At 70.8% G+C, this 10,037-nt stretch carries 9 protein-coding genes; 2 read left to right on the forward strand and 7 right to left on the reverse strand.

Annotated elements, in window-relative coordinates; all coding sequences use genetic code 11:
- Nucleotides 1–4 precede the first annotated feature (4 nt).
- Nucleotides 5–1,348, forward strand: a complete 1,344-nt coding sequence (locus VNT50_RS05575) for a Zn-dependent hydrolase (protein ID WP_325484111.1) — start codon at nucleotides 5–7, stop codon at nucleotides 1,346–1,348.
- A gap of 60 nt (nucleotides 1,349–1,408) precedes the next feature.
- Here VNT50_RS05575 and VNT50_RS05580 read toward each other — a convergent pair whose 3' ends face one another.
- The 6 genes from VNT50_RS05580 to VNT50_RS05605 all read right to left on the reverse strand — a co-directional run bounded on the left by VNT50_RS05580 (nucleotide 1,409) and on the right by VNT50_RS05605 (nucleotide 8,730).
- Nucleotides 1,409–2,221 (reverse strand): ABC transporter permease, encoded by an 813-nt coding sequence (locus VNT50_RS05580; protein ID WP_325484112.1) that lies wholly within the window; start codon nucleotides 2,219–2,221, stop codon nucleotides 1,409–1,411.
- Complete coding sequence (locus VNT50_RS05585) at nucleotides 2,218–3,027, reverse strand: ABC transporter permease (protein ID WP_325484113.1); 810 nt, start codon at nucleotides 3,025–3,027, stop codon at nucleotides 2,218–2,220. The genes VNT50_RS05580 and VNT50_RS05585 overlap by 4 nt, the downstream gene beginning before the upstream one ends.
- The gene (locus tag VNT50_RS05590; protein ID WP_325484114.1) at nucleotides 3,027–3,848 is read right to left on the reverse strand and encodes an ABC transporter ATP-binding protein; all 822 of its coding nucleotides are present in this window, start codon (nucleotides 3,846–3,848) and stop codon (nucleotides 3,027–3,029) included. The genes VNT50_RS05585 and VNT50_RS05590 overlap by 1 nt, the downstream gene beginning before the upstream one ends.
- A gap of 22 nt (nucleotides 3,849–3,870) precedes the next feature.
- Nucleotides 3,871–4,986: an ABC transporter substrate-binding protein gene (locus VNT50_RS05595; protein ID WP_325484115.1), complete on the reverse strand. Its 1,116-nt coding sequence runs from the start codon at nucleotides 4,984–4,986 to the stop codon at nucleotides 3,871–3,873.
- A gap of 124 nt (nucleotides 4,987–5,110) precedes the next feature.
- A complete protein-coding gene (locus tag VNT50_RS05600) occupies nucleotides 5,111–7,888 on the reverse strand; it encodes a molybdopterin-dependent oxidoreductase (protein WP_325484116.1) in 2,778 nt (925 codons plus the stop codon).
- Nucleotides 7,885–8,730 (reverse strand): FAD binding domain-containing protein, encoded by an 846-nt coding sequence (locus VNT50_RS05605; RefSeq protein WP_325484117.1) that lies wholly within the window; start codon nucleotides 8,728–8,730, stop codon nucleotides 7,885–7,887. Before VNT50_RS05605 ends, VNT50_RS05600 begins: the two co-directional genes overlap by 4 nt.
- 29 nt (nucleotides 8,731–8,759) lie before the next feature.
- On the opposite strand from VNT50_RS05605, the gene VNT50_RS05610 reads away from it, so the two are divergent.
- Nucleotides 8,760–9,356: a nucleotidyltransferase family protein gene (locus tag VNT50_RS05610; protein ID WP_325484118.1), complete on the forward strand. Its 597-nt coding sequence runs from the start codon at nucleotides 8,760–8,762 to the stop codon at nucleotides 9,354–9,356.
- A 13-nt stretch (nucleotides 9,357–9,369) separates the two neighbouring features.
- Here VNT50_RS05610 and VNT50_RS05615 read toward each other — a convergent pair.
- Nucleotides 9,370–10,037, reverse strand: a 668-nt coding sequence (locus VNT50_RS05615) for an NAD(P)-dependent oxidoreductase (protein ID WP_325484119.1), incomplete at its 5' end; no start/stop codon positions are given.

Raw genomic sequence — 10,037 nt, forward strand, 5'->3', positions numbered from 1 at the left:
CGGCATGCGCGCCCGGCTCCCGCGACTCGACCGCGACGTCTTCGCCACGGCGGCGCGCCGGGTGATGACGCGCTGCGACGAGCTTGCCCGCGTCACCGCGACTCCCGGCTCGATCGAGCGCGTCTACCTCTCGCCCGAACACGCGCGCGTCAACCGCCTCGCCGCGGAGTGGATGCGCGAGGCTGGGATGACGACGTGGCAGGATGCTGCGGGCAACCAGGTCGGGCGGATCGACCCTTTTACAGGCTCGGGGACGGGCTCAGGGAACGGTCCGGGGTCGGGAGGCGGGGACCGGGCGCCGAGCTCCGTCGAGGTGCCCGCGCTCATGATCGGGTCGCACCTCGACACCGTGCCCGACGCGGGTCGGTTCGACGGGATCGTCGGCGTGCTCATGGCGCTGGAGGTCGTGCGTCTCGTGACGCGGGACGCGGCATCCATGCCCTTCGCCCTCGAGGTGATCGCCTTCTCCGACGAGGAGGGCACGCGATTCGGCAAGGCGCTGCTCGGGTCGTCCGCGGTCGCCGGGCAATGGGACGACGACTGGTGGACGCTGACGGATGCCGAAGGCACGACGCTCCGCGAGGCCTTCCTCGAGTTCGGCCTCGATCCGGGGCGCATCGGCGAGGCCGCGCGGCGGCCGGAAGAGCTGGCCGGCTATCTCGAGGCACACATCGAGCAGGGTCCCGAGCTCGACCGCAGGGGTGAGTCGCTCGCCGTCGTGTCGTCGATAGCGAGCGCCCGGCGGTTCCAGCTCGTCGTGGAGGGGGAGGCCCGGCACGCGGGCGGCACACCATACGACATGCGCCGCGACGCGCTGCTCGGCGCGAGCGAGGCCGCCCTCGCGGTGGAGCGGATCTGCCGCGGCGAGCACCACATCATCGGCACGGTCGGCCAGCTCGAGGCATTTCCAGGAGCTGTCAACATCGTGCCCGGCGAGGCGCGCTTCAGCCTCGATCTGCGGGGCGAGTTCGACGGCCAGCGCGACAGGGTATGGGACGAGATCTCCCGGGACCTCGACGGCATCATGGGCCGCCGAGGGCTGCGCTGGCGCGCCCGCGAGATCCACAACGCGGCGGCCGTCATGTGCGCGCCGCTGCTGCGCGACATCGTGCGCGAGGGCATCCTGTCCACGCTCCCGGACGGGGCGCCGGAACCGGCCACCATCTTCAGCCGCGCCGGACACGACGGCATGGCGATCGGAGCGATCACGGACGTCGGGATGCTGTTCCTGCGCAACCCCGACGGCATCAGCCACCACCCCGACGAGTCGGTCAGCGCGGGCGATGTCGAGCTGGGCATCCGCGCCCTCGCCGAATCTGTGCTGCACCTCGCCGCCGAGCCGCGCTGAGCCCGCGCCCGCTCTTCCCCTGCGCGCAGAGGGTTCGCGCAGATGGGTGGATGCCGTGGCTCAGCGCTGCGCGGTCGTCATCCCCATCCGGGCGAGCACGGCGGTCTCCGCGACCTGGACGAGGTTGTAGAGCACGAGCGTGATGATCGTGATCACCGCGACCGAGGCCCACAGGTCGTCGAACCGGGCCGACGCGCTGAACTTCTGGATCATGCCGCCGATGCCCTGACCGGTCGAGAGCCACTCCGCGAGGAGCGCTCCGGTGACGGCGCCGGGAACCGACACGCGCGCGGCGGCGAAGAGCGACGGCATCGCCCCCGGGATGCTGACCTTGCGCAGGCCCGTGAGCCGGCCGCCCCCGTACACGTGCACGAGGTCGAGGCTCTCGGGGCTCGCGCGGCTCAGCCCGAACAGGATCGCGGCGAGGGCGGGGAAGAGCACGACGATGCTCACGATGACGGCGACGGATGCCGTCGTCCCGCGGCCCGTGATGAGGATGATGACCGGCGCGATCGCCACGAGCGGGACACTGCGCAGCAGCAGGGCGAGCGGCATGACGCCCGCCTCGACCGCCCGCGAGAGGGAGAAGAGCACGGCGAGAAGGATCGCGAGCAGCATCCCGATGACGAAGCCGAGCGCGGCATCCTGAAGCGTCTGCATCACAAGAGGGGAGAGCACCGCGCGATTCGCGGCCGCACTGCCCGGCTCGTCGCCGTCGGTGAAGAGGAACTCGAACACCTGCACGGGGCCCTTGGCGACGTACGGCGAGACGCTGGTGAAGCTGATCACCGCCTGCCACAGCGCGACGACGATCACGAGGGTCAGCACGGCGTTGCCCACCGCGCGGAGCACAGCCTTCGTCGACGCGTTCACCGGCTGGCCTTTCCGGAGACCCACGGGGTCACTGTGCGGGCGAGCAGCCCGAAGGCGCCGTACCCGATCAGCGCGACGATCGCGCACAGGAGGAACACCGCCCAGACGCGCGTCGAGTCGAGGTCTCCCTGCAGCTTGATGAGGGTGATGCCGACGCCGCGGTCGATCGCGCCCATGTACTCGCCGAGCACGGCGCCGAGGAACGCACTCGGCACGGCGATCTGGAGAGCGTTCAGGATCGACGGCAGCGCCGCGATCGCCCGCACCTTGCGCAGCTGCATGAACCGGGATCCGCCGTACACGCGCACGACGTCGAGGCTCGCCTTGTCGGCGGCCTTGAACCCGAGCAGGGCGCCGACCACGGTTGTGAAGAACACGGCGAGGGCGGCGAGGAAAATCGCGGTCGAGCTCGGGTCGCCGGGGCGCTTCGCGCCGCCCAGGATGACGATGGCCAGGCCGCCGACGGCGACCACGGGAAGGCAGTAGCTGACCACCGCGACCTGAGTCACCACCGACTCGATGCGCGGAAAGAGCAGCACGGTCGAGGCGAGCAGCAGGGCGAGGACGTTCCCCCAGAAGAACCCGATCGCGGCCTCGGTCACGGTCACCTGGAACACGGTCCAGTAGGGCGAGAGCCCGTCGTTCCAGAGCGTCGCGAGCACGACCCACGGAGTCGGGACCGGCGTGTAGGTCGTCCCCGGCGGAGGGGTGAAGACCGTCACGGAGAACAGCCACCACGCGGCGATCAGCGCGACGGCGCCGATGACGCCGGCGAGCCAGCTCGGCATCCCCTTGGCGCCCTTCATCACGCCTCCGCGGCCGCTTTGCCGGTCGCGCCGAAGAGCAGCTCGGAGGCCTGATCGACGAGCGCGTGGAACTCGGGTGTGCGCTGCATCTCGGGCGTGCGCGGGCGCGGCAGATCGACCTCGATGATCTCCTTGATGCGGCCCGGGCGCGGGGACATCACGGCGACGCGGTCGGAGAGGAAGATCGCCTCGGAGATGCCGTGGGTGACCAGCAACGTCGTCGCGGGCTTCTCCGTCCAGATGCGCAGCAGCTCGAGGTTGAGGTTCTGCCTTGTCATGTCATCGAGCGCGCCGAAAGGCTCGTCGAGCAGCAGCACGGACGGCTTGAGCGCGAGGGCTCGGGCGATCGAGACGCGCTGGCGCATACCGCCCGACAGCGTCGCCGGCTTGGCCTTCTCGAAGCCCGTCAGACCGACGAGCTCGATGAGCTCCTCGATGTAGGCGGTGTCGGGCCGGCGGCCCGACACCTCGAACGGGAGCCGGATGTTGGCGGCGACGCTCCTCCAGGGGAGCAGGGCGTGGTCCTGGAACGCGATCCCGAGCTCGCTGTCGGCGCGCAGCTCGTGCGGCGTCTTGCCGTCGACGCGGATCTCGCCGGACGTCGGGTCTTCGAGGTCGGCGAGGATTCGCAGGATCGTCGACTTGCCGCAGCCCGAGGGGCCGAGCAGCGCGAGGAAGGAACCCTTGTCGGTGTGCAGATGGGTGTCCTGCAGGGCGGTGACGGACTTGCCCCGCCCGGTGCTGAACGTTTTGCTGAGTCCGTCGATCCGGATGCCGGTGCCCGCGAGGGGACCGGCATCCGCGATGGTGGTGTCGACCATGAGATCTCGGTGAGGGCGTGGGTCAGGGCAGATATGCCAGAAGCTCCGGGGACTCGGAGTAGATCTCGTCGATGATCGTTGTGTCGAACAGATCGTCGACCGTGACCTCCCAGCCGGCGGCGGCGAGGGAGTCGACGGTCTGCTGCTTCAGCTCGTCCGAGATGGTGAAGAGGCCGTTGGCCTCGGTCTCTTCGGTCGAGATGAGCAGCTTCTCGGCCTCGAGGCCGAGAAGCGTCTTCTCCGGGTCGAGGGCGCCGAACACCGACTCGAGGCCTTCCTCCGACTCGTCGGCGGCCTTGTTGTAGTACTTCTCGATCAGGGTCACCGAGTCCTCGGAAGCTTCCGTGAACACGTCGGTCCAGCCCTTGATCTCGGCCGTGAGGAACGCCTTCAGCAGGTCGGCGTTCTCGGCGAGGTACTGGTCGGTGACGGTGAAGGTCTCTGCGACGTAGGGCACGCCGTTCTCGGCGTACGAGAGGTTCGTGACCTCGTAGCCGGCCAGCTCCACGGTCAGCGCCTCGTTTGTGAGGTAGGCCATGAAGCCGTCGACGTCGCCGTTCATGAGAGGGGTCGGGTCGAAGTCGACGGGAACGACGGTGACGTCCGCCGGGTCGATGTCGTTGGCGTTGAGGAGGGCGGCGAACACGCTGGCGTTGGAGTCCTGCACCCCGATCGTCTTGCCGACGAGGTCTTCGGGGGTGAGGATGTTGCCGCCATCGGCCAGCGAGAGGATCGTGAACGGGTTCTTCTGGAACGTCGCGCCGATGATCTTCAGCGGGGCGTCCTGCTCGGCGACCGCGGCGCCCACGGAGGCGGCGTCGCTGAGCGCGACCTGCACCGTGCCGGAGAGGAGCTTGGCCACGCCTGTGTCGGGGCCCGAGATGCCGATGACCTCGTCGAAGCCGGCGTCGTCGTAGTAGCCGTTCTCGTAGGCGTAGAACTCGCCGGCGAATTCCTCGTTCTTGATCCACGAGTACTGGACGCTGATCTCGCCGTGGCTCGCGTCGGCGCCTTCGGGCGCGGTGCCCGCGTCGGCATCGCCGCCGGCGCAGCCGGCGAGCAGGAGCACGGTCGCCGCTGCGGCGGCGACGAGCGCGGCCGTGCGTCGGCGGCGCGCGAAGGCGCTGTGTGATGACATCGGTTGCCTCCAGGTGAAGTGTGATCGTGCCGACCGTAGACCCGCGACGTTTCAACCTCGCCGCCGCAGTGTTTCGGCGGTGTGACACTCTCCGGATGCGCGCCCTCCACGCGGTCTCGGGGCGTCAGGCCCCCGGATTGGCGAGGCGCCAGACGCGGTCGCGGGAGAACGGCTGTGCGTACGGCCGCGCGCCCACCGCACGCGCGATCGCGTTGCCGATCGCCGGAGCGACGGGGTTGTAGGGCGACTCGCTCATCGACTTCGCCCCGAAGGGACCGAGGTCGTCGCTCGTGTCGGCGAAGTACACCTCGGTGACCGGGACGTCGGCCATCTGCGGCACCCGGTACTGCCGGAAGACGGGGTTCACGATCCCTCCCTCGCGATCGGTCTCAACCTCCTCGTAGAGGGCGCTGCCGATCCCCTGCGCGACGCCGCCCTCGACCTGCCCCCGGCACTGCTCCGGGTTCATCACGAAGCCGGCATCCGCCGCCTGGACGGACTGAAGGATGCGCACGGTGCCGGTCTCGACGTCGACGGCCACGCGGACGGCATGCACGTTGAACGCGAGCGAGCGGTGCTCGCCGTACTCGCTGCCGTCGGCCGCGAGGCCCAGCGGCGTCCGCCAGATCGCAGGCGCGGCCGCGATGAGCTCCGCGAAGGACAGCAGTCGCTCGCCGACGCGCACACCGTCCTCCTCGAGCACCCCGTCCGGGCCGGCGAGATCGTCGGCGATCGCCAGCAGCCGCCCGCGCAGGGCGAGCGATGCCGCATGCAGCGCCTTTCCGGCCACCGTGATGCCCGCCGAGGCGAAGGCGCCGGTGTCGTAGGCCGCGCCATCCGTATCGGAGTTGCGCAGCTCGATGCGCTCGGGTCTCGTCGCCAGGTCGGTTGCGATGATCTGCGTGTGCACGGTGCTCGTGCCGTTGCCGAACTCGGTCGTGCCCACGGCGGCGATGTAGCGGCCCTCCGGAGTGACTGTGACGGAGGTCTCGGAGATGTGGCCGAACGGCGCCATCGTCGCGATCATGGCGACCGCCATACCCTCGCCGACGCGCCACTGCCCGCCCGACGGCGCCTCGACCCCGTTGCCCCGCAGGAGGGCCCGCTGCGCGAGATCGAGGCACTGGTCGAGGCCGTACGAGCCCCAGAGGAGGCCGGGCTCGGTCTCGTCGATCGTCGTCGTGAGCATGTCGCCCTCCCGCACGGCGTTGATGCGACGCAGCTCGAAGGGGTCGATGCCGAGGCGGAGGGCGAGCTCGTCCATCGCGGACTCCACGCCGAGGATCACCTGCCCGAGCCCGTAACCGCGGAAGGCGCCCGACGGCACGTTGTTCGTGTACACGGCCTCGGCGTCGATGCGCTTGGCCGGTGCCCGATAGAGGCTGATCGACTCGGCGCAGCCGTGGAAGAGCACCCCGCGCGAGTGGTTGCCATAGGCGCCCGCATCGCTCAGCACATCGATCTTCATAGCCGTCAGCAGACCGTCGGCATCGGCGCCGAGGTCGACGCGGACGCGCATCGGATGCCGCACGGCGCTGCGCCAGAACTCGTCCGTGCGGCTCATCTCATACGCGACGGGGCGTCCGGTGCGGAGCACCGCCAGCGCCACGAGGTCCTCCGTGAACATCTCCTGCTTGCCGCCGAACCCGCCGCCGACGCGGGCCGTGAAGACGCGTACTCGATCGCGCGGCAGGTCGAACAGGGCGCACAGGGCGTCGCGCGTGAGGAACGGCACCTGACTGCTCGTCCGGATGACGAGGCGACCGTTCTCGTCGATCCATCCGATCGAGCCGTGGGTCTCGAGCTGGGCGTGGGAGACCCGGGACGTGGTCCACTCCCCGCCGGCGGTGATCGCGCTCGCCTCCAGGGCGGCATCGACATCCCCGAACCCCGCATGGATCGCGGCGACGATGTTGTGCTCGGCGTCTTCGACCCCATCCGCCGACGTGCGGTTCAGGTGCAGCGCCGGCGCGCCGGCGCTGCGGGCCGATTCCGGATCGAAGACGGCCGGCAGCACGTCGTAGGCCACGCGGATGCGGCGGCAAGCCTGCTCGGCCGCTCCGGCGCTTTCGGCAACGACCGCCGCGATCCGCTGCCCGCGGTGGCGCACGACGTCATCGAGCAGGCGCGTGTCGCCGGGGTCGTCCTCGGGGTTCTCGTGCCGTGCGCTGGAATACCGGATGTCGGGCACGTCGTGATGCGTGAAGATGGCGACGACCCCGGGAACCGCCTGCGCCTCGGTCGTGTCAATGGCCGTGATGCGCGCGTGGGCATGCGGGCTCGAGAGAACGCGCAGGATGAGCGCGCCGGTGACCTCTGTGTCGAACGTGTACGGCTCGAGCCCCTGCACGATGCGCGCGGCGGCGGGCGGATGGACGCTCTCGCCCACCAGAACTCCGGGTGCCGAGCTCACCGGGGTTCCGGGTGTCGAGCCGGTCGAGGCGTCGTCCCGGGCGTAAGCGGTCCCGGTGCCACGCACGGCGCCCTCGATCGACTCGCGGACGGCGCGGTAACCCGTGCAGCGGCAGAGATTGCCCTTCATCAGCCGGTCGAGCTCGGGAAGATCCTCCGCGGTGAGCACCGAGGAGGTGACGGTCATCCCGGGTGTGCAGAAGCCGCACTGGAACCCGAAGTGCTCGACGAACGACTCCTGCGCCGGATGGAGCTCACCGGCGGGCGCGAGGCCCGAGGCGGTCGTCACACGGCGGCCCTCCACGCGCAGTGCGGGGTAGATGCAAGAGTGCACGGGCGCGCCATCGACGAGCACGGAGCAGGCGCCGCAGTCCCCGGCATCGCAGCCCTTCTTCACATCGAGAGCGCCCTGCTGCCGCACGAGAGTGCGCAGGCACTGGCCGGCTCGAGGCGTGGCATCGACCTCCCGCCCGTTGAGTTCGAATTTCACGCGACCACCTCGCCCGCCCCGCCCGATTCGCCCGCGAGTTCCGCACGCACCTGCCCGAGGAGCACGAGCGAAACGCCGCGCCGCCATTGCTCCTCACCGAGCGGATCGGTGTACCACCCGCCCCGGCCGAAGGGCACGTCGTCGAACGCGGCGCGCAGGGTCGCGGGATCCGGGATCGCGTCGAACCGGCGCACAGTCGGAACCTCCGTCGCGGCTGTCACGACGAACACTGCGCCGCCGTCTTCGTCGACGCGGGCGGTCACGACAGAACCGGATCGGCCCAGCTCCGCGAGGGCGATCTTGCGGTAAGCGGTCCGGGCTCGGAGGGCATATTCCGGAAGCAGAATGGAGCGGAGCACGTCGCCGGACATCAGGGAGTTCGTGCCGTTGCCGGTCATCAGATCGGCCACCGGCACCTCGTGCGAGCCGCCCCGTGCGGTCCAGACCTCGGCAGTTCCGTCGAGCGTCGCGGCAAGGGAGACCATCGCCCCCGCGGCGAACGAGCGGCATACGTTGCCACCGACCGTGGCTGTCGTCCAGATCTTGTGCGAGGCGAGCAGCGCGGTCGCGCACTCGAAAAAGAGGGGCTGCGCGGCCCAGCCCGGCTGCGGCGGCAGGGCGACCAACTCGGCGATCGTGCACGTCGCCCCGATGCGGAGCCCCGCCGGCTCGACGGTGAGCGACGGCCACGCCATCGCGGTGAGGTCGACGAACCCGGTGACGCCGGGCTGCGGCTCGGAGTAGAGCCACGTGCCGCCGGCGAGGTAGACCTCACCCGGGCGCAGGGCAAGGTCGGCGCGCGAATGGGGGCGCCGGAACTGGGTGACCGTGTTGATGTCCATGGTGCTCGTGCGTTCACGCTACCCGCAGCGTGTTTCCTCCGCGCTACGCTGTCGTCACCATGGCGGCGGCGATCTGCGGACTCGTGCTCGCGGCGGGGGCGGGCACGCGCTACGGCGGGCCCAAAGCCCTCGCCCGCACGACCGACGGCGAACCGTGGGTGGCGCGCGCGGTGCGGATGCTGGCGGATGCCGGCTGCGACGACGTACTGGTCGCCCTGGGGTCGGGCGCCGAAGCGGCACGCGCGCTCGTGCCCGACGAGGCCCGCGTGATCGTCGTCGAGGACTGGGTGGAGGGCCTTTCCTCGACGATCCGGGCGGGGGTGGCCGCGGCATCCGGAGCCGACGCGGTTCTCATCACGCCCGTCGACACCCCCGACGCGCCCGCGGCCGCGGCGCTGCGGGTGCTGGAGCGGGGCCTTGCCGTGGCGCCGGCCGCGGATGCACTGGCCCGCGCGCGCTACGACGGGGCGCCGGGGCACCCCGTGCTCATCGGGCGAGCCCATTGGCCCGCGCTCGTGGCGGAGCTCCGCGGCGATCGAGGGGCCGGGGGGTTCTTGGCGGCGCGCGCCGTTCTCGAGGTCGAGTGCGGCGACCTGTGGTCGGGGTCGGACATCGACCGGCGCTGAAACGGCTCCCCGCTCAGCCCCCGAACACGACGTTCAGCGGCGTCTCGCCCTGCTGCATCCGGATGATCTGGCGCGCGATCAGCCGCGCCACCCGCGGCCGCATCGCACTCGTGCCTCCGCCGACGTGCGGTGCGATCAGCACCCCCGGCATGCTCCACAGGGGGTGCCCGGCAGGCAGCGGCTCGGGGTCGGTCACATCGAGCGCCGCACGGATGCGGCCGCCCTCGTTCACGAACGCGTCGGTGTCGATGACGGGCCCCCGACCGACGTTGACGAGCAGCGCTCCATCCGGCAGGGCGGCGAGGGCCCCGGCGTCGATGATGTGCTTCGTCGCATCGCCGCCGGGCAGGGTCAGGATGACGATCTCGGCGTGGGGGAGCAGGTCGAGCAGCTCGTCCACGCCGTGCACCCGAACGCCGTGGTCGACGCGCGCACGACTGGCGACCACGGTCACATCGACTTCGAACGGCGCGAGTCGCGCCGCGACGGCCTTGCCGACGCCGCCGTAGCCGAGCAGCAGCACGCGCCGGTCGGCGAGGCCGTCGGCCCACGCGGGCGCCCAGCGCTCCTGCTCCTGGTTGCGGACGAAGTCGGGCAGGTGACGCTGGGCCGCGATCGCGAGCCCGACGGCGAGCTCGGCCGTCGAGGTCTCGTGCACAGAGACGGCGTTCGCCCAGGTCG

The sequence above is a fragment of the Microbacterium sp. genome (assembly GCF_035554235.1).
GTDB lineage: Bacteria > Actinomycetota > Actinomycetes > Actinomycetales > Microbacteriaceae > Microbacterium.